This is a genomic window from Variovorax sp. J22P240, assembly GCF_030316855.1.
Lineage (GTDB): Bacteria > Pseudomonadota > Gammaproteobacteria > Burkholderiales > Burkholderiaceae_C > Variovorax.
Genome location: NZ_JASZYR010000010.1, coordinates 144582 through 167408 on the forward strand (window position 1 = coordinate 144582; position 22827 = coordinate 167408).

Consider the following 22827-nt stretch of genomic DNA (forward strand, 5'->3'; position numbering starts at 1 on the left):
CCTGGAGAATGCGCCGACGCTAGAAGGCGGTGCGAAATCCGAACTCGGTTCCCGTGGACGCGCTGTTCGGCGACGTGAGAACACCGCCCAGCGATTGCGCCGCGCCGTTGCTGTTCGAGATGCGCGCGACCGTGACGTACATGGCGCTGCGCTTCGACAGGTTGTGGACATAGCCCAGCGCCACCTTCGACGACGTCGGCTTCTGCAGGCCGACGAGGGCATCGCGCTCATAGCGTGCGTACGACAGCTTGATCTCGCCAGGACCGACCGGCAGGTTCAGGCCCAGCAGCGCGCCCTCGCCATCGATCGAGCCCAGCGACTCGTCGTAGTACTCGGCCATGAGTTTCAGGTTCATCAGGGATTCGACGACGTAGGAGATGCCGAAGTTCGTCATGCGGAGGTCACCGGTGGCATAGGTGGTCTTGCCGGTGGCGATCGCCACGTTGAAGGGACCATTGAGATAGCCCACGCGTGCACCCGCGTAGTTGCCGTCGTCCTGGGTCGAAAGGGGAATCGGGCCCGGGAGGACGGCCCTCGAATCGTTCTCGCCCGTGGCAACCATCAACTGGCCATAGACGCCGCCCAGCGAAGGAGGCAGGAAGTACCCGACACTGTTCGACGCGCGCGTGCCCGTCGGTGCGGCGAGGCCGCTCTGGCTCGCGAAGTACACGTGGTTCGCACCGATGCCGCCGCCGGTGCCGAAGGGATCGAAGAGCGCCGTGTTCCAGAACGTGGGGGTGTAATCGCGGCCGAGGCGCACTTCGCCGAAGGGACCCGACAGGCTGACCGTCGAGCGGCGTGACCACGTCAGGCCGCCGCCGCCGGTGGTGCCGCTGATCTGGTTGTTGGTGTTCGTGAGGTAGCCGGTCCCGGCGTCGTTCTGCAGGCCGGCTTCGAGCCAGAACCCCGCGGCATATCCGCCGCCCAGATCTTCCGTGCCGCGAAAGCCGAGGCGGCTGAAAGTGTTGGAACTGTTGGTCAATTGCCATTTGCTCGACGAGATCGGCCCCGATCCGGTTGTATAGGCGACTGCGGCGTCCAGCACGCCGAACAAGGTCACGCTCGATTGGGCGCAGGCAATCGACGCGGCCGCGCATGCGGCCGCGGCCACGAGAGTCTTCTTCATTGGTTTTTTTCTTTCGGGGGGAGAGTTAAATGTCGAGCACGAGCGGGCCGCGTTTGCACCCCGATACGCAAATCATCATGGTCTTGTTCGACGCACGTTCCAGCTTGGTCAGGATGCCGTCGTGGTGGTCGATCTCGCCGTCGAGCACCTTGGTTTCACAAGCGCCACAGACGCCTTCCTTGCAGCTGTGGTCGGGGTTGAGACCGGCGTCGATCAGGCTGTCGAGGATCGACTTGCCCGGTGGCACTTCGACGGTCTTGCCACTCTTCGCGCACTCGACCATGTAGCTCTGCGTGGCGCTCGGCGCCTCGACATGAACCGCTGCGAAGCGTTCGATGTGCGCATGCGGGTAGCCGAGCTGCTCGCACGTCTTCTCGAAGCCGTCGAGCATCGGCGTGGGGCCGCAGCAGTAGTAGTGGCTGTCGGCGCCCTTGCCGGCCAGCAGCTCCGCGAGATTGGGCGGGCCGCCCTTCTCTTCGTCGAAGTGCCAGGTGAGTTGCACCGACTTTTCCGCGGCCAGCGCGGTGATGGCTTCGACGAATGCGGCCTCCTTGCGGGCGCGTGCGCAGTAGAGCAGTTCCACTGGCTTGCCGAGCGAGATCAGGCGCTGCAGCATGCACCAGATGGGCGTCACGCCGATGCCGCCGGCCACGAGCACGGAGCGTTCCGCACCCTCCTCCAGCTTGAAGTTGTTGCGCGGCACCGAAATCGGGAGCGTCATGCCCACGCGCAACTGCTGGTGCACATAACGCGATCCGCCGCGGCTCTTGCGGTCGTTCAGCACACCGACCACGTAGCGCTGGCGATCGGTCGACGGGTTGCACAGGGAATAGCTGCGCACCAGTCCGTTGGGCAGGTGCAGGTCGATGTGGGAGCCGGCTTCGAAGGCGGGGAAATCCACTTCCGGCGTGGCCGGTCGGAACTCGACGCTGACGATGCCGTCGGCCTCGTAGCGCATCGTGTGCACCAGGGCGTTCAGCGTGGGGGATGACATGGCAGGAACCTCGAAGGATGTAATTGCTCGCCCCCAGATCGGCTCACTGCGTGTAGCCTCCCACCCCCGACCGGGGGCGATACCAGCGGCCCGGCGAAGCCGGTTCGGCGGTATCTCTGGAGGAGAGCGCTGCGCATTGGCGAGGGCTGGGTCGTTGCAAGGAAACGCAGTTCAGGGGATCAGGAAACCGAACGGGTATCCAGTTGCTGTTGCGCCAGGCCGCGAAGGTGGCGGCGCAGGCGCACGATGCCCAGGTCGTGCTGGTAGAGCTGCTCGTGCTGGTTGGCATCGGGCTCCATGTTCTCGATCAGCACGCGGTCCTGTTCGAGCACATGCCAGTGGCGCGCCTCGAGACGATTCTTGTAGAGGAAGCGCCAGGTGTCACGCTCCCAGCCCACGGGCAGCCGGCGCACGCGCCAGTGGAAAGCGCACGAGAGCGTCGGCGAGATCGGCGTGTAGCTGCCGACGATGCCGAAGTTGCCGCCGGGGCCGCCGGTCTTCGGGTACGGGATCTCCAGACGCATCCAGTGGATGCCGGTGTCGGCCCATTCCGTCCAGTCGAAGTTCACGTTGCGCTGGCCTTCCTTCTCGAACACGAAGCCGGTGTCCGTCGCGCGGATGCCGAACTTGGCCGTGGAGTCGCCCTCGGCCATCGAGTGCGACTGCTTGTGCAGGAAAGTGCCGTGCATGGGGTCCATCACGTTGTCCAGCACGTAGCGGTAGTCGCCCTTCCATTCCGCATAGCAGAGGAAGCTGGAGTACTGCGCGTCGTCGGTCAGTTGCTCGGGGAGCACCAGCGGCGGCGGCGTCTCGACCGACTCCTTGGAGTTGTAGAGCCACACGGCGCCGGCGCGTTCTTCCACGTGATAGAAGCGCGTGGCCTGCGAGCCTTCGAGCTTGCAGCCGGGGCTGCCGGGCACGCGGGTGACGACGCCGTCGCAGCGCACTTCGACGCCGTGGTACGGGCAGGACAGGCGGTCGCCGAGGATCACGCCCTGCGACAGCGGCGCGCCGCGGTGTGGGCAGCGGTCTTCGAGCGCATGCAGCTTGCCGGCATGGTCGCGCCAGAAGGCGAACTTGCGGCCGAGGCGGCGCAGGGAGACGGGCGATTCCTTGATGAAGCTCGTCGGGCAGATCGGATACCAGAGATCCTTCAGGCCGATTTCGAGCAGTTGATCGACCGGGTCATCGTGAGTGGTGGTCATGGCGGTTCCTCTTGAATGGGAGAAATGGGGCGATCGAAGACTCAGGCGCCGAGGGCGGCCATTTCTTCGCGATAGATGGCCTCGGTCCAGCTCTTGCCGCTGGGGCTGGCGAGGCCGCTCTGGTTGAGTTGCTCGACCAGGCCGGGCAGATCGTGGATGCCGGCCGCGAAGGCGCGCTCGATGGCATCGCCGAGCAGGTCTTCGTAGGTGGTGGGGGTGCGCTGGCGCGCCTGGTGGGGATCGAGATAACGGTCGGTCATGGTTCGCTCCATCGAGAAGAAGTGGGTTGTGCGGAATTGCTGTTGGTTCAGGCGGCTTGGGCAGCGACGGGAACGGCCCAGGCGTCGTAGCCATAGACCCAGTCGGCATTGCCGCCTTCGCGCAGCCAGTTGTTGCCGCGGGAACCCAGTTGAACCTGGCTCGCGCGTTCGATGCGGGCCTTCTCGTAGCGCTGCAGCCCCCTGGCGGCATCGCTCATCGAGACACCTTCGAGGTGACGGGCCAACACGACGGCGTCTTCGATCGCCATGCCGGCGCCCTGTGCCATGAAGGGCAGCATCGGGTGCGCCGCGTCGCCCAGCAGCGCCATGCGGCCTTCGGCCCATGCCGGCATCGGATCGCGCTCGTACAGCGCGGTCTTGAGCACGGTGTCGCAAGCGTCGAGCAAGGCGCGCGCCTCGGGGTGGTAGTCGACGTACTGCTCGCGCAGCTCGTCGACGCTGCCGGGCGCGGTCCACGATTCGAGATGCCAGGTGTCCTGCGGCGTGGTGGCGAAGATGAAGATGTCCTTGCCGCGGTTGAGCGGGAAAGTCACGATCTGGCTTTGCGGGTTGGGGCCCCACCACTTGGTGAAGGCACCGAGGTTGGGCACGCTGGCGACACGTTCCGCCGGCACCACGGCGCGATACGCGACGATGCCGGTGAAGCGCGGGCTCTCGGCGCCGAACATCGCGGTGCGCACCGCCGAGTGGATGCCGTCCGCGCCGATCAACACGCCGACGCGCGCGCTGGTGCCGTCCTCGAAGTCCAGGCTCACGCCATCCTTGTCCGCGGCGATGGTCTTGGCGCGCTTGCCCAGCGCGACGCGCTCGGCCGGGAACATGTCCGCGAGAGCCGCCAGCAGGTCGGCGCGGTGGATGGTCAGCTGAGGCGCGCCGTAGCGCTCTTCGGCCGAGTCGGCCATTTCGAGGCGCGAGGTTTCCTCGCCGGTGTCGTAAGTGCGGCTGATGCGGTGCGTGGGGCGTGCGGCTGTCACGCGGGCCGCTTCGCCAACGCCGAGGCCGTCGAGTGCGCGCACCGCATTGGGCGTCAGGTTGATGTCGGCACCAACTCTTGCGAACTGCTTCGCCTGTTCGAACACGACCACGTCGTGCCCTGCGCGCTGGAGTGCGATGCCGGCGACCAGCCCGCCGATGCCGGCGCCGACGATGCCGATGGTGGATTCATTTGTCTTCATGAAGTGTCTCCTTGGGTCTTCGAGTTATTCGGCAACGATGTTCCGGGCCTTGATGATCTTGGCCCAAACCGCCGTTTCGTCACGCATCGCGGTGGCGAACTCGGCCGGCTTCATCGTGGCGGCCGTCATGCCCTGCGCCTGCAGGCGTTCACGCACGTCGGGCTGGTCCAGAATCTCCGCGGCGTCCTTGGCCAACTGCTCGGCGACGGCCGGCGGCGTGCCGGCGGGTGCGAGCAATCCATACCACGAGGTCACGTTCACGCCCTGGATGCCCTGCTCCGCCAGCGTCGGGATCTCGGGTGCGACCGGGCTGCGCTTGGCTTCGGTCACGCCGAGCGCGACCAGCTTGCCGCTCTTGATGAAGGGCAGCGTCGCAGGCAGGTTGCTGAACATCAGCGGCACCACGCCGCCGAGGACGTCGTTGAGCGCGGGGCCCGTGCCCTTGTACGGAACATGCAGCAGATCGACACCGGCCTGTTGCTTGAATAACTCGCCGGCGAGGTGCAGGCCGCTGCCGACGCCAGGCGATGCGTACGACAAGGTGTTCGGCTTGGCCTTGGCCTGTGCGACCAGATCCTTCGCGGTCTTGATGCCGGAGCCGGGCGAAGCGACCAGCACGTTGGGCGCCTTCGCGAGCATCGTGACCGGCACGAAGTCCTTCTCGATGTTGAACGGGAAGTTCGGCATCAGGGTCGGGTTGATCGTGAGGTTGCCGGCAGGCACCACCAGCAATGTGTGGCCGTCGCCCTTGGCGCGCTTGACCTTGTCGATGCCGATGTTGCCGGCGGCACCCGCCATGTTCTCCACCACGGCCGCTTGGCTGTAGCGCTTGGCGAGGCCGTCCGACAGAATGCGTGCCAGCGTGTCGACCGGACCGCCCGGCGGGAACGGCGAAATGATGGTGAAGCGCTCGCTCGACAGCTGCTTGTGCACGTCGGTCTGTGCGTGAGCTGCTGTGACGGCCGCGAAGGCAACCAGCGCCGTGCCGAGGATGCGGAACATGGAGGTGTGTCGTTGCATGGTGATGTGCTTACTTTTTCTCTGTCAGGAACTTGCCCTGCGGGCCTTCGACATTTTTCTGGCGACGCGTGTTGCCGTCGAGCCCGCCGTCGACCGCCCATTCCGCAAACACCGTCGGGCCGGGTTCGAACTCGCGCGGCTGCCAGTCGGCCGTGAGCTGGTCTTCGTCGGCGTAGTACTCGATCAGACCGCCGGCCGGGTTCTTGAAGTACCAGAAGTACGCCGACGACACCGGATGCCGGCCCGGGCCGAGCTGCGTTTCCCAGCCCTTGCGCGAGAAGTGCAGACCACCCCCGAACACTTCGTGGATGTCGCGCACCGTGAAAGCCACATGGTTGAGCCCGCGCTTGCCCGAAGGGATCTGCAGCAGGAACAGGTCGTGGTGGCCTCCGCTCGGAGCGCAGCGCATGAAGGCGCCGCGATTGGGGTAGCTGTCCGACGACACGAAGCCGAAGCGATCGCTGTAGAACGCGCTGGTCGCCTGCACGTCGCTCACGAAAAAGACCACGTGGCCCACCTCGATGGGCGTCGCGCGCTCGTAGATCGGCGCGGGCTGGTTGACGCGGGGCTTGGCGTTCCACGTATTCATCGCGCCGCAGTCGATCTCGACTGCGTGCTTGCGGCTGACCTGAAGGCGCACCGCCAGGCCGTTCGGGTCGATACAGCCGATGCGGCGCGCGCCGTCGACGATGCCGTCGACGAAGCTTGGATCCTTCGCAATGGCAGCGGCATAGCGGTCGAGGTCCGCGTCGCTCTCGACGCCCCACACCACTTCGCGCAGCGTGGGCCCCTCTTCCATCGCTGGCGGCAGGCCGGGCTTCTCCAACGCCGCGACGACGACCCTGCAGCCATTGAGGCACTCGAAGACGAGTTCGTCAGCCGCCTCGGACTTCAGGGTGAGGCCCCAGTCCTGGAAGAATCCACGGCAGGCGGGGAGGTCATCCGCCCCGTAGGTGATCTGGTCGATTCCCAAAACGCTCATATCGATCTCCATTCAAGAAATACCGCGGAACCGGCTTCGCCGGGCCGCTGGTATTGCCCCCTGCAGGGGGTGGGCGGCCACACGAAGTGGGCAAGCCTGGGGGTGTTCATGCATTTGCCCAGGGCAAGGGTTGTTCATTTGTGCCCCAGTACATGCTCTTCTGCTCCATGTACTGGAAGATGCCTTCGCGGCCCTTTTCGCGGCCCAGGCCGCTGTCGCGCCATCCGCCGAACGGGGTCGAGACCGAGAACTGCTTGTAGGTGTTGACCCAGACCGTGCCGGCTTGCACCGCGCGGCCCAGGCGCCAGGCGCGCTTGAAGTCGCGGCTCCACACGCCGGCGGCAAGTGCGTAGATGCTGTCGTTGGCTTGCGCGATCAGCTCTTCCTCGTTGTCGAAAGGCATCGCGACCAGCACCGGCCCGAAGATTTCTTCCTGGCTGATGCGTGCGCTGTTGGTGAGGCCTTCGAGGATGGTCGGCGTGTAGAAGTAGCCCTTGTCCATGCCATTGCCGTGCGGACGCACGCCGCCCGTGCGGATGCGGCCGCCTTCGTGCACGCCGAGCTCCACATAGCGCTCGATGCCCTCGCGGTGGCGCGCCGTGATCAGCGGCCCCATCTGCGTGCTTTCGGAAGCCGGGTCGCCCACGCGCAGGGCGTTGGCGCCTTCGGCGAGTCGCGTCAGGAACTCGTCGTAGATCGAACGCGCGACGAACAGTCGCGAACCCGCAATGCACGATTCGCCCGACGAGCTGAAGATGCCGTAGAGCACGCCATTGATGGCATGGTCGAGGTCCGCGTCTTCGAGCACCATCGTTGGCGACTTACCGCCGAGTTCCAACGACACCGGCATCATCTTGTCGGCCGCGATGTGGGCGATGTGCTTGCCGGTGGTCGTGCCGCCGGTGAAGGACACGCGCTTGACCAGCGGATGCTTGGTGATCGCATCGCCGATGACCGAGCCCTTGCCCGGCAGCACGCTGACGATGCCCTTCGGCACGCCGGCTTCTTCGCAGATGCGCGCGAGTTCGAGCGCCATCAGCGGCGTGACTTCGGCGGGCTTGACGACCACCGCGTTGCCGGCCGCGAGCGCGGGTGCCAGTTTCTGCGCTTCGCTCGCGATCGGCGAGTTCCACGGCGTGATGGCGGCGACGACGCCCATGGGCTCGTGCACGCTCATCGTGACGAAGGGGCCGCGCGACGGCGTGATGGTCTCTTCCAGCGTCTCCAGCGCGGCGGCGAAGAACTGGAAAGTGCCGGCGGCGCTCGCCACCAGGCTTCGCGTCTCGTTGATCGGCTTGCCGTTGTCCAGGCGCTGCTTCTGGGCCAGCGCTTCGCTCTGTTCGCGAATCAGGTGCGCCACGCGATGCAGGACTGCCGCGCGCTCGTGCGGGAGCTTCTGCGCCCAGCCGCTGGTCAGGAAGGCGTGGTGCGCGCGCGTGATGGCCTCGTCCACATCGGCCAGGGTCGCGGCCCGCAGGCGTGCGATCGGCTCGCCGGTGGCCGGATAGAGGCTTTCGTAGACGTCGCCGCCGCCCAGGCGCCATTCGCCGGCGATGTTGAGGGGGAGCAGTTCAGAGGAAATCATGGAGTGTCTCGTTTCAGATCGCGAGGGCTGCCACGCGGTTGCGCAGCGCACGCACGGCGCTATAGACCGTGAGCGCGGACGTCTTGGGATTGGCCGCCAGCGGCTTGTTGCGCATGGTCAGTTCGAAGTCGCCAAAGGCACCTTCGGCCTCGACCGTATGGATGTTCTCGGTGACGGCCGGATCGGCGATCAGGCGCACGAAAGTGCGGTCCAGACCCAGCCCGGCCAGCGACACGGTGGCCGCCACGTTGGCGTTCTTCGGATAAAGCATGGCGGCCTCGCGGGCGCTGCCTTCGAAAATCACGGTCTCGACCGTCAGCGCGCCCAGGTCGCGGCCCTCTTCCGCCGGCGTTCCCTTCCACGCGTGCGGCGGCTTGCGACCGGTGTAGCGCACAGTGTCGAGCCCGCCGACGCGGGCGGCCGCCAGCGCGTCGATGGCGCCGATGGCGCCGGCGATCAGTTGCACCTGCGTGCCGCCTGTGACGGCGGCCGCTTCGAGCCTTTCAGCGAAGCCCTCGGCCGAGAGCGCGCCCACGGAGGCCACGATGCAGGGCGTACCGCGTTCCAGCGCCGGGAGCACGTGCGCCTCGATGGCCGCATGGCCTGCGGCTTCGACGACGAGGTCGATGCCATCGGCCGGAACGGAGGACACGACCTGCGCGCGCGGTGCGAGCCGCTTCGCCGTGGCCTGTGCCGAAGCCAGCGCATCGGCCGGCACGACGATGGCCTTGATCTCCAGGGCGGCGTCGCCCTGCAGCAGTTCCAGCACCGAGGTGCCGATGGCACCGCAGCCGATGAGCGCAATGCGCGTGGTGGAGGACATGCGAGGCGCTCCGCTCACTTGGCCGTGCCGAGCGCAGGGATCTGCGTGATCGTGTTGGTCGGCGGGCCTGCAAAGGTGCTCTTGAAGCCGCCGATCGACAGCATGTCGATCTCGAGCAGGAAGGGACCGTCGGTGGACAGCGCCTGGTCCAGGCGCGCCGGCAGGTCGTCCAGGCTCTGCACGCGGGCGTGCGGCAGCGCGATCGACTTGCACAGCAGGTCGTAGTCGGGCGTGTGCAGTTCGGCGTAGCAGCGACGGCCGCCGTACTGCACGTCCTGGATGTTCTTGATGACGCCGTAGCTCTTGTCGTTCATCAGCACGATCACCATGGGGGCCTTCTCCTGCACCATGCAGGCCAGTTCGCCCAGGTTCAGGATGAAGCCGCCGTCGCCGGCCAGGCAGAAGGTCTTGCGGCTCGAGCCCGTCACCGCGGCGCCGATGGCCGCACCGATGGCCATGGGCATGCCCTGGCCGATGCCGCCGCCCGTGGCATGCACGCCGGCGCTGGGTTCGAAGATGCGCAGTTCGCGGTTGCCCCAAGTGCTGTTGGAAACAGTCACGTCGCGCACCCAGTTGAAGTTGCGGCCTGCCACGGACTGGATCTGGCGAACGAGCTCGGCGTAGGGGCCGAGGCCGTCTCGCAGCGTCGCAACGGCCTGGTCGTGCGCAGCGCGCAGGTCGACCAGCAGCTTCGGATCGGCCTTGTACTTCGCGGCTTCGAGGCGATCGGCCAGACCTTCGAGGGCCAGGGCGGAGTCACCGCAGACGAAGGCTTCGGTGGCGTAGCAGCGGCCTTCGGCAGCGGCGTCGGCATCGATGCGGTACAGCGGGCGCGGGAGCTTCAGTTCGTACTTGAGCGTCTCATTGCCGCGCAGGCGCGAGCCGACCACGAGCATGGCGTCGCAGGTTTGATAGAAGTTCTCGACGGGCTTCTGGATGTTGTAGGCGCCGAGAGAGCCGGCGTCGTCCTCAGGCACCGTGCCGCGGCCTTGCGTGGTTGTGACCACGCCGAAGCCGAGCTTCTGCAGCCGCTGGATGGCCGCGCGGGCATGGCGCGCGCCGCCGCCGACCCACAGCAGAGGGCGTTTGGCCTTGGCCAAGTCTGCGGCCAGCGCATCGAGGCCGGCCTTCGAGGGCACGGCACGCTCGATGGGCAGCGGTGAGAGGTCGGCCGGCATCGTGACGAGCGCCGACTGGATGTCGATCGGGATCTCGACGCTCACGGGGCCGGTGGGCGCGGTCATCGCCACCTGCACCGCGCGCTTGAGCGTGCCGAGCACGTTCTCGACGCTGCGCACACGGAACGCGGCCTTGGAGATGGCCTTGAGCATCGTGAGTTGGTCCGGTGCCTCGTGGATGTACGACATGCCCTTGTCGATGTAGGGGGTCTCGATCTGGCCCGTGATGTGCAGCAGCGGCGCGCCGGCGGTCAGCGCCTCGACCATGCTGCCGGCGATGTTGCCCGCGGCCGGGCCGGTGCTGGTCACGCACACGCCCAGGCTCGCGGTGGAACGTGCATAGGCGTCCGCCATGTTGCCCGCGCCAGCCTCGCCCCGCGCCGAGATGAAGCGGATGGCGCCGCGCTGCGCGAACGCATCGAGGATCGGCATGTTGTGGATCGAGATGACGCCGAACGCAGCCTTGACGCCGCATTGTTCGAGGAAGGCCGCGACGACTGCGCCGACGGTCACGGTGTTGTTGGGGTTATGCATGGCGGGAATGGCCTCCGGAGATATCGATGTGGGCACCCGTCGTGTAGGAAGCGAGGGGCGAAGCGAGAAAGAGAATCGCGCGAGCGGCTTCGATCGGAAGTCCCAGGCGACCCAGCGGAATGTGTTTGCTCTGCGCGAGCTGGCTGCTCCATGCGGCCCAGTCGAGCTCGGTCTGCTCGCGAGCCTCGAAGCGGCGGCGCCACTGGCCCGACTCGACCAGGCCGATCAGGATGCCGTTGACGCGCACCCCCTGCTGGGCGAACTCGGTGGCCATCGAGCGCACCAGGTTGAGCAGGCCGGCCCGTGCAGCCGAGGTCGCGACCATGTGCGGTTCGGGCTGGCGCGCGAGCAGCGAATTGGCGCAGACGATGGAAGCATCGCCGAGCACGACGCGCTGCGCCGCGAGCTGCGGCAGGAAGGCGCGCGTTGGGTTGATGACCGAGAAGAATTTCAGGTTCAGTTCTTCGGTCCAGGCAGCGTCTTCTGTGTTGGCGAAAGTGGAGACGCGCCCCTGCCCCGCGTTGTTGATCAGCATCGAGGCCGGGCCCAGCGCGGCCTCGCTCTCGGCGGCGAAGCTTTGCACCGAGGCCGCGTCGAGCACGTCGCAGGTCCGCGCGAAGAGCTTGGCCTGAGGGCGGTCTACGCGCAGAGCGGCCACGGCGCGATCGAGCCGCTCCGCATTGCGGCCGCACAGTGCCACGGCGGCGCCGCAGTCCAGCAGCGCCTCGACCGTTGCAAGCCCGATGCCGGAAGAGCCGCCGGTCACGACGGCCACGCGGCCAGCCAGCGCATCGGCGGCGAAGAAGGAAGGAGAAAGGGTCGGCGTCGTCATGTTCATGATGCCCGCGGGGCTCAGGCGCGTTGACCGCTTCGCAGCGGAACGACCTTCGCCGAGGGCGAATAGTTCAGGAGGCCCGAGATGGCATCGGCGGTGTCGCGCACGCGCTGCACCATTTCCTCCATGCGGGCTTCGTCGATGTGGCCGGACGTGATGGTGGCGCCCAGTGCGGCCACGATGTGTCCGCTGTGATCGCGCACGGGTGCGGCGATGGTGGAGATGTTCGATTCGAAGAAGCCTTCGCCCAACACATAGCCACGCGTGCGGTCGGCCTGGACCATGTCGAACAGTTCGTTGACCGTCTTGGGCGTGCTCGGTGAAAAGGTTTCGAGCTTGTCTTCGGGGTAGAGCGCACGCAGCTGCGTCAGCGTCAAGTCTTCGAGCAGGATGCGACCGAGGACCGTGGCATGCGCGGGCAGGCGGGTGCCCACGGTGACCGAGCTGGCAAAGGGCGTCGGCGGCGCGACCTTCGCGACGTAGACGATCGAGCGGCCATCGCGCACCACCAGGTTGCAGGGCGTGCGCAGCTCTTCGCACAGGCGCTGCAGCAGCGGTGTGCCGAGCTGGGTGAGTTCCAGCGAGGCCAGGTATTCGAAGCCGAGGCGCAGCACCGCCAAGCCAAGGCGATAGTCGCGGCCGCCTTCGGCCTTCTCGAGGAAGCCCATGTTCTCGAGCGTCGTCAGCAGACGGAATACCGTCGAGCGCGGCAGGTCGAAGCGGCGCGCGAGTTCCGGCGCGGAGAGCGAGCGGTTCTCGCGGCTGAATTCGCAGAGAACGCGCAGCCCTCGTTCGAGTGCAGGGACGTTGTAGCGGTCCGTCCCCTCCTCCATCGCATCATTGCCGGTCGTGTTCATAGGTCTCCGATTGAGTAGTTCTGGACGTGTGTTCAGGCAGACAGCGCATCGCGCAGGATCGCGGCGACGGCGGCAGGCTGCTCCACATAGCTCGCGTGGCCTGCGCCTTCGATCAGTTCGAGCGATACGCCGCACTTCTGCGCGACCTCGGCACAGCCGGCCGGGGACGTGACCACGTCGAGGGCGCCGCAGGCCACGCGCACGGGCATCGCAGGCGGCAGGTCGGCCAGCAGGTCGCCGCCGCACAGCAGTTCGACGGCCTGGCGGTAGCCGGCATCGTTGAGGCGAGACATGTTCCAGCGCACCCATTGGCGTGCCAGTTCGCTCGCGTTGTCGGACAGCAGGCGCCCCGAGCGCTTCGCGGCCATGCCGACGATGCCGAACTGGGCCAGTGTGCCCATGCGTTCCCCATGGACGCGCTCACGGGCGTCGGCGCGACCGGGTGTGCCATAACCTGCCGCGGGGCTGATCAGCACGAGCCGCCGGATGCGCGCAGCGAGCGCCGAGCCCGCACGCGCCGCCGAAGCGGCGGTGAGCGCCCCGAGCGAATGCCCGACCAGCACGCAGGATTCGATCTCCAGTGCATCGAGCAGGCCGTGCAGGCGCGCGGCGTAGTCGGCCGCGGTCGGCACTGCGGGCGCGACGGGCGTGGACTCGCCATAGCCCGGCGCGTCCCACGCAATCAGCCGCGCACGTGGCGCGAGCAGCGATGCCGTGTCCAGCCACGATGCCGCGCCGGAGCCGATGCCATGCAGGCACACCAGCGCCGGGCCTGTGCCGCATTCGCGCACGGACACCACCGCGCCGTCGCCCACCGGCACGCGACGCGCCGGAAAGCGCGCATCGAGCCGGTTCAGCTCGGAAGGCGGCGGAGACAGGGCATCGATCACGGCGGTGTCGCTCATGTCAGGGCTCAGCGCTTGATTTTTGCGAGGGGGTGATCGGCCGGGTACGTCGGCGTGACCGGCTTCTTCGCACCGAGCATCACGCACATCAGCGCGTCTTCATCGCCGATGTTGATTTCTTCGCGGTACACGCCGGGCGGCACCGAGATCAGGTCGCGGTCGGTCATGATGGTTTCGAAGCGCTCGCCGTCCTTCTCGAGGACGACCTTGAGCTTGCCGCGGATCAGGAAGAACACTTCCTCCACGTCCGTGTGCAGGTGCGGCGGGCCTTCGTGGCCGGCGGGGATCACCATCGTTGAGAAGGTGAAGTTCTCGGCCGGCACGGTGTTGACGTCCTTCGCGACGCCGGTGCCGCCGGTGCCGACATAGCGCATCTGGGCGCGGCGGAACTTGGGGTCGAAGTCGGCCTGGAACTTCAGCGCGTCCCAGTCGTACTTGCGGGTCGAATAGCGCGCGATGCGGGTGTTCATCCACGCTTCGAGGCTGGCGCCTTCGGGACGCTCCCAGGTCGGGGCAGTGCCGTCGATGTTCTGTTGTTCGGACAAATCGCTCATCGGGAAACTCCTTGGTCGAGAAAAATCAATGCATCACAAAGCCGCCATTGACGGCGAGCAGCTGGCCGGTCATGAAACGCGACAGGCCGGACAAGGCGAACAGGACTGCGCCGCAGACGTCGACCGCCTGCTGTTCGCGCGGGAGGGACCGGCCTTCCAGGTACTTCTGGTGCCGCGCCATGGGCACGTATTCAGTCGCCTCCACGAGCGTGAGGCCGGGCGCCACGGCGTTGACCGTGATGCCGTCGCCGCCCCACTCGCGCGACAGCGAACGCGTCATCGAGATGACGGCACCCTTGCTCGATGCGTAGGCCAGCAGGTTCGGAGCGCCCCACAGAGCGGTGTCGGACGCGAGGTTGACGATCGCGCCGCGACCGCTCTCTGCCAGTGCGGGTTGGCAGGCGCGGCTCATGAGCCAGGTGCCGCGCACGTTGACGTCCATCACGCGGTCCCACATGTCGATCTCGAGTGCGTGGGCGTCGCGACCGCCCGAGTTGGTGATAGCCGCGTTGTTGACCAGGCCGTCCAGTCCGCCGAGCAGCTTGACCGCGTCGGCAGCGCCCTCGGCGATCGAGGCCGGATCGCTCAGGTCGACAGTGAGCGCATGCGCCGTGAAGCCATCCTCGCGCAAGGCCTGCGCCTCGACCTGCGCGAGGTCGGTGAGGATGTCGGCAAGCACCACGCTGGCGCCGGCCTTCGCGATGCACTTGGCAAAGGCGAGCCCGAGACCGCGCGCGGCGCCGGTCACCAGCACGCGGCGGCCTGCCAGCAGGTTCGAAGGCAGTTCGTCGAGCAGCGCTTGCAGGGTGGCGGGATCGGCGGTGGTATTCACTTGGGTCATGAGATCAGTCCGCCTGGATGCCCAGTTCCTTGATGATCCGCCCGAAGCGCTCGAAATCAGCGGCATTGGTCTTGGCCAGCGTCTCGGGGGTGCCACCCAGCGGCAGCGCGCCAAGGACGGCCATCCTGGAGGCGACGTCCGGCATCTTGAGGATCTCGTTGAAGTGGCCGTTCAGCGTCTTCACGACGTCGGCAGGCATGCCCTTGGGCCCGAACAGGCCGTGCCAGGCGGTGACTTCGATGTCCTTGTAGCCCAGTTCCTGAAAGGTCGGCACGTTGGGCGCGAGCGGCGAACGCTGATGGTCCGCCACCGCGAGCACGACCATCTTGCCGTTCGGGAGGTAAGGCGCGACCGGGCCCAGCGTGATGTAGGTCAAGGGCACATGGCCGCCGAGCACGTCGTTGACGGCCGGCGCCACGCCGCGATACGGCACGTGGCGAATGTTCAGACCGGCCGACTTGTTGACCATCTCGCCGAGGATGTGCATCGGCGAGCCGCTGCCGGGGCTGGCATAAGAAAGGGGCTGGGCCTTGGCGGCAGCCGGCAGGTCCTTGAAGCTCTTGATACCGGAGGCGGTGCTGGCCACCAGGGCCAGCGGCAGGGTGCCCGTCTGGATGATGGGCGTGAAGCCGTTGAGCACGTCGTAGCTCGACGAGCCGTTGGTCTTCAGGACGAGTTGCGCAATGGAGAACGTGCTGGGCGCCAGGAGCAACGTGTAGCCGTCCGCAGGCGCCTTGGCCACAAAGCTGCTGCCGATGACGCCGCTGGCGCCCGGCCGGTTGTCGACCACCACCGGCTGGCCGATGCGCGTGGACAGCTTTTCGGCAAAGAGGCGCGCAAGCGCGTCGGTGTCGCCGCCGGCCGGGTAGGCCACAACCAATGTGACGGGCTTGCTCGGAAAGCCCTGGGCCCAGACTGGAGCGGCTGCACTTGCGGCTGCGATCGAGAGAGCGAGAGCCAGGGCCTGGCGACGTGTCTGCTTCATCATGGTCATTGCGATCCGTGGAGTGGTGAACGCTGACAGACCGCACTGGAGCTCTGGTCTGTTCGCTTCGGTTTGTTTCACTAATTAAACAGCGGTTTATCAATGGAACGATGAAGCGAGAATAATGCGGAAACCCTTCAGAAAGATAGGTATAAACCCTATCTTTTACGTCCGCTTACCTGGCGACGATGGGCGCATGAACCACCTCGCGCCCGCCCTCGCCTTCGCCGCAGCGATGGCCGTCCCTCTGCTGCACGCTGCCACGCTCGACACGCGCACCTACACGGTGGAGATCACGCCCCTGTGCGGCGAGCGGGTGACGGACTGCGAGCAGTTCGCCTACGCCGACACGCACAAGCGCACGGGCAGCCAACTCAACATGGTGGGCAAGCCCGGGCAGCGGCCGTGCCCGCCCGGCAATGCTCCCTGCAATCCAATGGGCTGGCAGTTCTACGATGGCAACACCAGCTACTTCGTCGGGCAGGACGGCTGGCTGATCGTCACGAAGGGCAGCAAGACGACCCTGCGCGAACAGGGCGCGTGGCGCGAGCGCTAGCCCTCACCGCCTGAGCAGCGCCTGACTCCCGGGGGCAGGACATACCCCGAGCGAGATGACGGCTGTTCGACAGGTTGCCTCCCTACGATGAATGGACCGCACCGACACCGGCGCGTCCACCCCTCAGGAGACACCCATGAGCACCGCCACACTGGCCCCCGGCCACGCCGCGCCGCCTCGCAGCACCTCCAAGCTCGGCGCCGTGCTGCGCGTGACCAGCGGCAACTTCCTCGAGCAGTTCGACTTCTTCCTGTTCGGCTTCTACGCGACCTACATCTCCAAGGCCTTCTTCCCCGCGAGCAGCGACTTCGCCTCGCTGATGCTGACCTTTGCGGTGTTCGGCGCGGGATTCCTGATGCGCCCTCTCGGCGCGATCATCCTCGGCGCCTACATCGACGAAGTGGGACGGCGCAAGGGTTTGATCGTCACGCTGGGCATCATGGCCAGTGGCACCGTGCTCATCGCCTTCGTGCCCGGCTACGCGACGATTGGCGCGATCGCGCCCGTGCTGGTGCTGCTCGGCCGCCTGCTGCAGGGCTTCTCGGCCGGCGCCGAACTGGGTGGCGTCTCGGTCTATCTGTCGGAGATGGCGACGCCCGGCCACAAGGGCTTCTACACGGCGTGGCAATCGGCGAGCCAGCAGGTGGCGATCGTGCTGGCCGCCGCGCTGGGCTTCGCGCTCAACGAAATGATGGCTCCTGCCGCGCTGGCCGGATGGGGTTGGCGGATGCCGTTCTTCGTGGGCTGCATGATCATCCCGTGCATCTTCGTCCTGCGCCGCTCGCTGCAGGAGACCGAGGCCTTCCAGGCGCGCAAGCACCATCCGAGCACACGCGAAGTGTTCCAGTCCATGGTGCGAAACTGGAGGGTCGTGCTGGCCGGAATGATGCTGGTCGCGATGACCACGACCACCTTCTACCTGATCACCGTCTACACGCCCACCTTCGGCAAGACCGTGCTGCACCTGAGCGCGAAGGACAGCCTGATCGTCACCCTGCTGGTCGCCGTCACCAATTTCATTTGGCTTCCCATCGGCGGTGCGCTGTCGGACCACATCGGGCGAAAGCCCTTGCTGCTGGCGGTCACGATCCTGGCCATCTTCACCGCCTACCCCGCGATGCACTGGCTCGCTGCGGCGCCCAGTTTCGGCCGCATGCTCGACGTGCTGCTGTGGTTCTCGTTCCTGTTCGGCATGTACAACGGTGCGATGGTCGTGGCCCTCACGGAGGTGATGCCGGTGGAAGTCCGAGTGGTGGGCTTTTCGCTGGCCTACAGCCTGGCGACAGCGGTCTTTGGCGGCTTCACGCCCGCCATCTCGACCTGGCTGATCGAGACGACCGGGGACAGGGCGGCGCCCGCTTACTGGCTCAGCTTCGCCGCGGTGTGCGGATTGGGCGCGACGCTGGCGCTCTATCGCAAGGGACGGCGCGCGGCCGTTGCGTAGCGCGGCAGAATCGGGGGATGAGCACCACCCTCCCCGCGGCCGTGGTTTCGGCCTTCACGCCCACCGGCGCGCTGCGCGCCTCCATCAATCTCGGCAACCCGATCCTCGCGAACAGGGATGCCGCCACCGGAGAGCCGGTCGGCGTGTCGATCGATCTCGCGCGCGAGTTCGCGCGGCGACTCGGCGTTGCCATCGAACTCGTAGTGTTCGAGAAGGCCGCCGCGTCCGTCGATGCGGTCCGCAACGAGCGGGCCGACATCGGCTTCTTCGCGATCGATCCGCTGCGCAGCGAAGGCATGCAGTTCACCGCGCCCTATGTGCTGATCGAAGGCAGCTACCTCGTGCCCGCCGCCTCGCCGCTCACGCGCAATGAAGAGGTCGACAGCGATGCACAGCGGATCGCCGTCGGCGCCGGCAGCGCCTACGACCTCTTCCTCACTCGCGAAATCAAGCAGGCGCAGATCGTTCGCGTGCAAGGCGCCAAGGGGGTGATGGAAAGCCTCCACGCGGGCCAGGTGAACGTGGCAGCAGGCATCCGACAGGTGCTCGAAGCCGAGGCCGAAAAGGCGCCAGGGCTGCGCCTGCTCCCGGGCCGTTTCATGGTGATCCAGCAGGCAATGGGCACGCCCTCCTCCCGCGGCGGCGAAGCCGGCGCGGCGCTCAACGCGTTCGTCGAGGAGATGAAAGCGAGCGGCTTCGTGGCCGATGCACTGGCCCGGCATCGCATCCAGGGTGCCAGCGTGGCGCCAGCGGGACGCGATCCCGCGTAGCGCCTTCGCGATCTATAGACGCATTTCCGCCAACAACTGCGCCGGCGTCCAGCGCGTCTTGCGCTCGGGCCAGCCCTCCAGCAGTTCAACCATCTTCGCGTTGAGCGGCGCTCGCATGCCGTTCGCTTCGGCCAGCCGCACCACTTCACCGCACAGTGCATCGATCTCGGTGCGCCGGCCGAGCGCCAGATCGTCGGCCATGCTGGAACGCGCCTTGGCATCGATGCGCAGCATGCGCGCCGCGACCAGCCGGAACAGCGGCGTCGGCAACCGCAGGATCGCGGGCAGGCGACGCGCCGGCACGGCCGCGAGTTGAGCCGGCGCGATGCCGGCCTTGTCGAGCGCGGCGAGCGCCTCGTCCATCAGCGCGGCGAGGCAGCGGCGATAGCCACGCTGAAGCAACTCGTCGCGCAAGGGCAGCCCGGACAGCGCGTTGACCGGGTTGTTGAGATTGAGCAGCAGCTTGCCCCACTGGATCGGCAAGAGATCGGGATGCAGATCGATGGGCACGCCCGCGCGATCGAACACCGCAACCCACCGCCGCAGCGCAGGGTCGTCCTTCGCGGCCAACCGGCCGACCGTGCCGCGATGGAAGGCACCGGCGCCGATCTCCGCGACGTTGTAAGGGACCATCGCAGGAAGGATGTTCAGCTTCGGCGCGGCTTGCGATGCAACGGCGGCATTCGAGATGCCGTTCTGCAGCGACAGCACCGGCGTGCCGGCAGGCAGCACCGCACCCAGTTCCGCTGCCGCTTCCTCGGTCGCGCCGCTCTTGACGGTCAGCAGTACCAGCGCAGGCCGCACGCCGGCCGGTACTTCATTCGACAGCCGCAGCACGTCCGGCAGAACCTGATGGCGCGTGCCGTCGAGATCGGTGAGCGTCAGCCCGTGCGCAGCAACGTCCCCCAGCACGCGAGGACGCCCCACCAGCGCGACGCGAACACCCGCCGCAGCCAGACTGCCGCCGATGAAGCACCCGATGGTGCCTGCCCCCATCACGAGGACATCGGCGGCCAGTTCGTCGCTCATCAGTTCGATTGAAGGCGTTCCGCGACCCAGCCCTGCACCGACTTCAGCGCGGCCGGAACGCCTGCCGCATCGGTGCCGCCGGCCATCGCCATGTCGGCCTTGCCACCGCCCTTGCCGCCGACCTGCTGGGCCACGAAGTTGACGAGTTCGCCCGCCTTCACCTTGCCCATGGTGTCGAAAGTGACGCCGGCCGCGATCTGCACCTTGCCGCCGTCGACGGCAGCGAGCACGATGGCTGCGGTCTTGAGCTTGTCCTTGAGCTTGTCCATGGTGTCGCGCAGGGTCTTGGCGTCCGCGCCGTCGAGCTTGGCCGCAAGCACCTTGATGCCACCGACGTCGACGGCCTGCGCCAGCAGTTCGTCGCCCTTGGAGGACGCGAGCTTGCCCTTGAGCGAGCCGACCTCGCGCTCCAGCGTGCGCACTTGGTCGAGCACCTGCGTGAGACGCGCGTGCAGTTCCGAGGCCGGCGTCTTGAGCGTGGCGGCGACACTGTTGACCGTGGCTTCGAGTTCCTGCAGGTAGGTCAAGGCATTGGCCCCAGTCACGGCCTCGATGCGACGAACGCCTGCGGCCACGCCGCCTTCGCTCACGATCTTGAAGAGCCCGATGTCGCCGGTGCGCGAAACGTGCGTGCCGCCGCAGAGTTCGCGGCTGCTGCCGATGTCGAGCACGCGCACCGTTTCGCCGTACTTCTCGCCGAAGAGCATCACGGCGCCGGTCTTCTGCGCCGATTCCATGTCCATCAGCCGGGCCTGAGTGGCTTCGTTGGCGAGGATCTCGGCATTGACGCGCCGCTCGATCTCCAGGATCTGCTCGGCCGTGACGGGCGCGTTGTGCGCGAAGTCGAAGCGCGTCTTGTCGGCATCGACCAGCGAGCCCTTCTGCTGCACGTGCTCGCCCAGCACTTCGCGCAAGGCCTTGTGCATCAGGTGCGTGACGCTGTGGTTGCGCATGGTCGAGGCGCGGCGCGCGGTGTCGACACGGGCCGTGACGGCGTCGCCGACCTTCAACGTGCCCTGCGTCTGCGTGCCGTGGTGGCCGAACACGTCGGCCTTGATCTTCTGCGTGTCCTCGACGCCGAACTGCACGCCTTCGGCGGCGAGCATGCCCTGGTCGCCGACCTGACCGCCGCTTTCGGCATAGAAGGGCGTGGTGTCGAGCACGACGATGCCAGGCTGGCCTTCGGCCAGCTGCTGCACGGGGGCGCCTTCGAAATACAGCGCAACGACCTTGGCCTTCTCTTCGAGATGCTCATAGCCGGTGAAGGCATTGCCCTCGCCCGTGTACTCGACGGCGCGTTCCATCTTGAACTTGCCGGCGGCGCGGCCTGCGGCCTTCTGCTTTTCCATGGCGGCCCTGAAGCTGGCTTCATCGACGGCGACGCCGCGCTCACGGCAAACGTCGGCCGAAAGGTCGAGCGGGAAGCCGTAGGTGTCGTGCAGCTTGAAGGCGACTTCACCCGGCAGCACCTTGGCGCCGTCCGCGAGCGCCGCATCGAGGATTTCCATGCCGTTGGCCAGGGTCTCGAAGAAGCGCTCTTCCTCGGCCTTCAGGGTATCGGTAATGCGCTTCTCGTCGGCTCTGAGCTTGGGATAGGCGTCGCCCATCAGCGCCACGAGGTCAGGCACGAGCTTGTGGAAGAAGGGTTTCTTCTGGCCGAGCTTGTAGCCGTGACGAATGGCGCGGCGCACGATGCGGCGCTGAACATAGCCGCGGCCTTCGTTCGAGGGGATCACACCGTCGGCCACCAGGAAGGCCGTGGCGCGGATGTGGTCGGCGATCACGCGCAGGCTCTTGTTGCCGAGGTCCTTCTCGCCGGTCTCGCGCGATGCGGCCTTGACGAGCGCGTCGAACAGATCGATTTCGTAGTTGCTGTGCACGTGCTGCAGGATGGCGGCCAGGCGCTCCAGGCCCATGCCGGTGTCGACGCAGGGCGCGGGCAGCGGCTTGACGCTGCCGTCGGGCTGCATGTCGAACTGCATGAACACGTTGTTCCAGATTTCGATGTAGCGGTCGCCGTCTTCATCGGGGCTGCCGGGCGGGCCGCCGGCGATCTCGGGGCCGTGGTCGTAGAAGATCTCGCTGCAGGGTCCGCAAGGGCCGGTGTCGGCCATCATCCAGAAGTTGTCGGACATGTAGCGGCCGCCCTTGTTGTCGCCGATGCGCACGACACGCTCCGGTGGCAGTCCGATTTCCTTCGTCCAGATGTCGTAGGCCTCGTCGTCTTCGATGTAGACGGTGGCCCAGAGCTTCTCGGCCGGCAGCTTGTAGACCTGGGTCAGCAGTTCGAAGGCCCACTTGAGCGACTCGCGCTTGAAGTAGTCGCCGAAGCTCCAGTTGCCCAGCATCTCGAAGAAGGTGTGGTGACGTGCGGTGTAGCCGACGTTCTCGAGATCGTTGTGCTTGCCGCCGGCGCGCAGGCAGGCCTGGACGGAAGCCGCGCGCACATAGGGGCGCTTGTCGGTGCCGAGGAACACGTCCTTGAACTGCACCATGCCGGAGTTGGTGAACATCAAGGTCGGATCGTTGCCGGGAACCAGCGAACTCGAGGGCACGACGGTGTGGCCCTTGGTCGCGAAGAAATCGAGGAACGACTTGCGGATGTCGGCGACGCTGAAGGTGGGCTGGCTCATCTTGGGTTTTGGCTTGTGGCGAAGGCGGCCGGTTGCGGGCAGCCCCTGCATCGAACCCACCTAACTGCTTGATCTGCGTGAACATTCCATTATAGGTTTGGGGAAGAATCCCGGACATGAGCAACCGAGTCCTGGCCGATGCCATCCTGGTGCTACACGGCCTCTTCATCCTGTTCGCCCTGGCCGGTGGCGTCCTGGTCTGGCGCTGGCCTCGGCTGGCCTGGCTGCACCTGCCGGCGGTCGCGTGGGCGGCCTGGGTGGCCTGGTTCGGATGGGAATGCCCGCTCACGCCCCTCGAGAACGAGTTGCGGCGCGCGGCCGGCCAGGCCGGCTACAGCGGCGGATTCATCGATCACTACCTGCTGGGCGTGATCTATCCCGAGGGCCTCACCCGCGGCGCGCAGATCGCATCGGGCACCTTTGTCGCCGTCCTGAACCTGGGCGCGTATGCACTGCTGATTCGCAAACGGCGGCGGAAACGAAGCTGAAGCCGCCCAGCCCTGACCGGGCAATGG

22 protein-coding genes are annotated in these 22827 nt (G+C 66.8%); 4 read left to right on the plus strand and 18 right to left on the minus strand.

What is annotated here, in order from left to right; all coding sequences use genetic code 11:
- Positions 1–19 precede the first annotated feature (19 nt).
- The 16 genes from QTI24_RS22100 to QTI24_RS22175 form a co-directional block, all read right to left on the minus strand.
- Positions 20–1126 (minus strand): porin, encoded by a 1107-nt coding sequence (locus tag QTI24_RS22100; protein WP_286603421.1) that lies wholly within the window; start codon positions 1124–1126, stop codon positions 20–22.
- Between the two features lie 25 nt (positions 1127–1151).
- Positions 1152–2120, minus strand: a complete 969-nt coding sequence (locus QTI24_RS22105; RefSeq protein WP_286603422.1) for a PDR/VanB family oxidoreductase — start codon at positions 2118–2120, stop codon at positions 1152–1154.
- Between the two features lie 179 nt (positions 2121–2299).
- The gene (locus tag QTI24_RS22110) at positions 2300–3325 is read right to left on the minus strand and encodes a Rieske 2Fe-2S domain-containing protein (protein ID WP_286603423.1); all 1026 of its coding nucleotides are present in this window, start codon (positions 3323–3325) and stop codon (positions 2300–2302) included.
- A 41-nt stretch (positions 3326–3366) separates the two neighbouring features.
- Positions 3367–3585 carry a recombinase-like helix-turn-helix domain-containing protein gene (locus QTI24_RS22115; protein WP_286603424.1) on the minus strand — a complete coding sequence of 73 codons (219 nt, stop codon included), beginning with the start codon at positions 3583–3585 and terminating at the stop codon, positions 3367–3369.
- Positions 3586–3632: 47 nt separating this feature from the next.
- Positions 3633–4781: an FAD-dependent monooxygenase gene (locus tag QTI24_RS22120; protein WP_286603426.1), complete on the minus strand. Its 1149-nt coding sequence runs from the start codon at positions 4779–4781 to the stop codon at positions 3633–3635.
- Between the two features lie 24 nt (positions 4782–4805).
- A complete protein-coding gene (locus tag QTI24_RS22125) occupies positions 4806–5801 on the minus strand; it encodes a Bug family tripartite tricarboxylate transporter substrate binding protein (RefSeq protein ID WP_286603427.1) in 996 nt (331 codons plus the stop codon).
- Between the two features lie 10 nt (positions 5802–5811).
- Positions 5812–6783, minus strand: coding sequence for a VOC family protein (locus QTI24_RS22130; RefSeq protein ID WP_286603429.1), 972 nt, complete (start codon positions 6781–6783; stop codon positions 5812–5814).
- Between the two features lie 106 nt (positions 6784–6889).
- Positions 6890–8368, minus strand: a complete 1479-nt coding sequence (locus tag QTI24_RS22135) for an aldehyde dehydrogenase (RefSeq protein WP_286603430.1) — start codon at positions 8366–8368, stop codon at positions 6890–6892.
- A gap of 13 nt (positions 8369–8381) precedes the next feature.
- Entirely contained in the window at positions 8382–9191 is an 810-nt protein-coding gene (locus QTI24_RS22140; RefSeq protein WP_286603432.1) for an aspartate dehydrogenase, read from the minus strand.
- A gap of 14 nt (positions 9192–9205) precedes the next feature.
- On the minus strand, positions 9206–10903 hold the full coding sequence (locus QTI24_RS22145) for a thiamine pyrophosphate-binding protein (RefSeq protein ID WP_286603433.1): 1698 nt from the start codon (positions 10901–10903) through the stop codon (positions 9206–9208).
- Positions 10896–11735: an SDR family oxidoreductase gene (locus tag QTI24_RS22150; protein ID WP_286603435.1), complete on the minus strand. Its 840-nt coding sequence runs from the start codon at positions 11733–11735 to the stop codon at positions 10896–10898. Before QTI24_RS22150 ends, QTI24_RS22145 begins: the two co-directional genes overlap by 8 nt.
- A 20-nt stretch (positions 11736–11755) precedes the next feature.
- Entirely contained in the window at positions 11756–12595 is an 840-nt protein-coding gene (locus tag QTI24_RS22155; protein WP_286603438.1) for an IclR family transcriptional regulator, read from the minus strand.
- A 32-nt stretch (positions 12596–12627) separates the two neighbouring features.
- Positions 12628–13500: an alpha/beta fold hydrolase gene (locus QTI24_RS22160; protein ID WP_286603439.1), complete on the minus strand. Its 873-nt coding sequence runs from the start codon at positions 13498–13500 to the stop codon at positions 12628–12630.
- Between the two features lie 8 nt (positions 13501–13508).
- Positions 13509–14054 carry a cupin domain-containing protein gene (locus QTI24_RS22165; RefSeq protein WP_286603440.1) on the minus strand — a complete coding sequence of 182 codons (546 nt, stop codon included), beginning with the start codon at positions 14052–14054 and terminating at the stop codon, positions 13509–13511.
- Positions 14055–14079: 25 nt separating this feature from the next.
- Complete coding sequence (locus QTI24_RS22170) at positions 14080–14895, minus strand: SDR family oxidoreductase (protein ID WP_286603441.1); 816 nt, start codon at positions 14893–14895, stop codon at positions 14080–14082.
- A 4-nt stretch (positions 14896–14899) separates the two neighbouring features.
- Positions 14900–15880: a Bug family tripartite tricarboxylate transporter substrate binding protein gene (locus QTI24_RS22175; protein ID WP_286603495.1), complete on the minus strand. Its 981-nt coding sequence runs from the start codon at positions 15878–15880 to the stop codon at positions 14900–14902.
- A gap of 196 nt (positions 15881–16076) precedes the next feature.
- On the opposite strand from QTI24_RS22175, the gene QTI24_RS22180 reads away from it, so the two are divergent.
- From QTI24_RS22180 to QTI24_RS22190, 3 genes are all read left to right on the plus strand, one after another.
- Positions 16077–16436, plus strand: coding sequence for a hypothetical protein (locus QTI24_RS22180; protein ID WP_286603442.1), 360 nt, complete (start codon positions 16077–16079; stop codon positions 16434–16436).
- Positions 16437–16572: 136 nt separating this feature from the next.
- The gene (locus QTI24_RS22185) at positions 16573–17880 is read left to right on the plus strand and encodes an MFS transporter (RefSeq protein WP_286603443.1); all 1308 of its coding nucleotides are present in this window, start codon (positions 16573–16575) and stop codon (positions 17878–17880) included.
- 17 nt (positions 17881–17897) lie between these two features.
- Complete coding sequence (locus QTI24_RS22190) at positions 17898–18650, plus strand: transporter substrate-binding domain-containing protein (protein ID WP_286603444.1); 753 nt, start codon at positions 17898–17900, stop codon at positions 18648–18650.
- A 12-nt stretch (positions 18651–18662) separates the two neighbouring features.
- On the opposite strand, the gene QTI24_RS22195 is transcribed toward QTI24_RS22190, so the two are convergent.
- Both QTI24_RS22195 and alaS read right to left on the minus strand, forming a co-directional pair.
- On the minus strand, positions 18663–19679 hold the full coding sequence (locus QTI24_RS22195) for a 2-dehydropantoate 2-reductase (protein ID WP_286603445.1): 1017 nt from the start codon (positions 19677–19679) through the stop codon (positions 18663–18665).
- Positions 19679–22312: an alanine--tRNA ligase gene (gene alaS, locus QTI24_RS22200; protein WP_286603446.1), complete on the minus strand. Its 2634-nt coding sequence runs from the start codon at positions 22310–22312 to the stop codon at positions 19679–19681. Before alaS ends, QTI24_RS22195 begins: the two co-directional genes overlap by 1 nt.
- A gap of 116 nt (positions 22313–22428) precedes the next feature.
- Between alaS and QTI24_RS22205 the strand changes: the two genes are divergently transcribed.
- Positions 22429–22800, plus strand: coding sequence for a DUF2784 domain-containing protein (locus tag QTI24_RS22205; RefSeq protein ID WP_286603448.1), 372 nt, complete (start codon positions 22429–22431; stop codon positions 22798–22800).
- Positions 22801–22827: the final 27 nt, after the last annotated feature.

Excerpts from the sequence above, each read along its gene's own strand:
- QTI24_RS22100 (WP_286603421.1), bottom strand. The coding sequence starts at position 1,126 with ATGAAGAAGACTCTCGTGGCCGCGGCCGCATGCGCGGCCGCGTCGATT.
- QTI24_RS22105 (WP_286603422.1), bottom strand. The coding sequence starts at position 2,120 with ATGTCATCCCCCACGCTGAACGCCCTGGTGCACACGATGCGCTACGAG.
- QTI24_RS22110 (WP_286603423.1), bottom strand. The coding sequence starts at position 3,325 with ATGACCACCACTCACGATGACCCGGTCGATCAACTGCTCGAAATCGGC.
- QTI24_RS22115 (WP_286603424.1), bottom strand. The coding sequence starts at position 3,585 with ATGACCGACCGTTATCTCGATCCCCACCAGGCGCGCCAGCGCACCCCC.
- QTI24_RS22120 (WP_286603426.1), bottom strand. The coding sequence starts at position 4,781 with ATGAAGACAAATGAATCCACCATCGGCATCGTCGGCGCCGGCATCGGC.
- QTI24_RS22125 (WP_286603427.1), bottom strand. The coding sequence starts at position 5,801 with ATGCAACGACACACCTCCATGTTCCGCATCCTCGGCACGGCGCTGGTT.
- QTI24_RS22130 (WP_286603429.1), bottom strand. The coding sequence starts at position 6,783 with ATGAGCGTTTTGGGAATCGACCAGATCACCTACGGGGCGGATGACCTC.
- QTI24_RS22135 (WP_286603430.1), bottom strand. The coding sequence starts at position 8,368 with ATGATTTCCTCTGAACTGCTCCCCCTCAACATCGCCGGCGAATGGCGC.
- QTI24_RS22140 (WP_286603432.1), bottom strand. The coding sequence starts at position 9,191 with ATGTCCTCCACCACGCGCATTGCGCTCATCGGCTGCGGTGCCATCGGC.
- QTI24_RS22145 (WP_286603433.1), bottom strand. The coding sequence starts at position 10,903 with ATGCATAACCCCAACAACACCGTGACCGTCGGCGCAGTCGTCGCGGCC.
- QTI24_RS22150 (WP_286603435.1), bottom strand. The coding sequence starts at position 11,735 with ATGACGACGCCGACCCTTTCTCCTTCCTTCTTCGCCGCCGATGCGCTG.
- QTI24_RS22155 (WP_286603438.1), bottom strand. The coding sequence starts at position 12,595 with ATGAACACGACCGGCAATGATGCGATGGAGGAGGGGACGGACCGCTAC.
- QTI24_RS22160 (WP_286603439.1), bottom strand. The coding sequence starts at position 13,500 with ATGAGCGACACCGCCGTGATCGATGCCCTGTCTCCGCCGCCTTCCGAG.
- QTI24_RS22165 (WP_286603440.1), bottom strand. The coding sequence starts at position 14,054 with ATGAGCGATTTGTCCGAACAACAGAACATCGACGGCACTGCCCCGACC.
- QTI24_RS22170 (WP_286603441.1), bottom strand. The coding sequence starts at position 14,895 with ATGACCCAAGTGAATACCACCGCCGATCCCGCCACCCTGCAAGCGCTG.
- QTI24_RS22175 (WP_286603495.1), bottom strand. The coding sequence starts at position 15,880 with ATGAAGCAGACACGTCGCCAGGCCCTGGCTCTCGCTCTCTCGATCGCA.
- QTI24_RS22180 (WP_286603442.1), top strand. The coding sequence starts at position 16,077 with ATGAACCACCTCGCGCCCGCCCTCGCCTTCGCCGCAGCGATGGCCGTC.
- QTI24_RS22185 (WP_286603443.1), top strand. The coding sequence starts at position 16,573 with ATGAGCACCGCCACACTGGCCCCCGGCCACGCCGCGCCGCCTCGCAGC.
- QTI24_RS22190 (WP_286603444.1), top strand. The coding sequence starts at position 17,898 with ATGAGCACCACCCTCCCCGCGGCCGTGGTTTCGGCCTTCACGCCCACC.
- QTI24_RS22195 (WP_286603445.1), bottom strand. The coding sequence starts at position 19,679 with ATGAGCGACGAACTGGCCGCCGATGTCCTCGTGATGGGGGCAGGCACC.
- alaS (WP_286603446.1), bottom strand. The coding sequence starts at position 22,312 with ATGAGCCAGCCCACCTTCAGCGTCGCCGACATCCGCAAGTCGTTCCTC.
- QTI24_RS22205 (WP_286603448.1), top strand. The coding sequence starts at position 22,429 with ATGAGCAACCGAGTCCTGGCCGATGCCATCCTGGTGCTACACGGCCTC.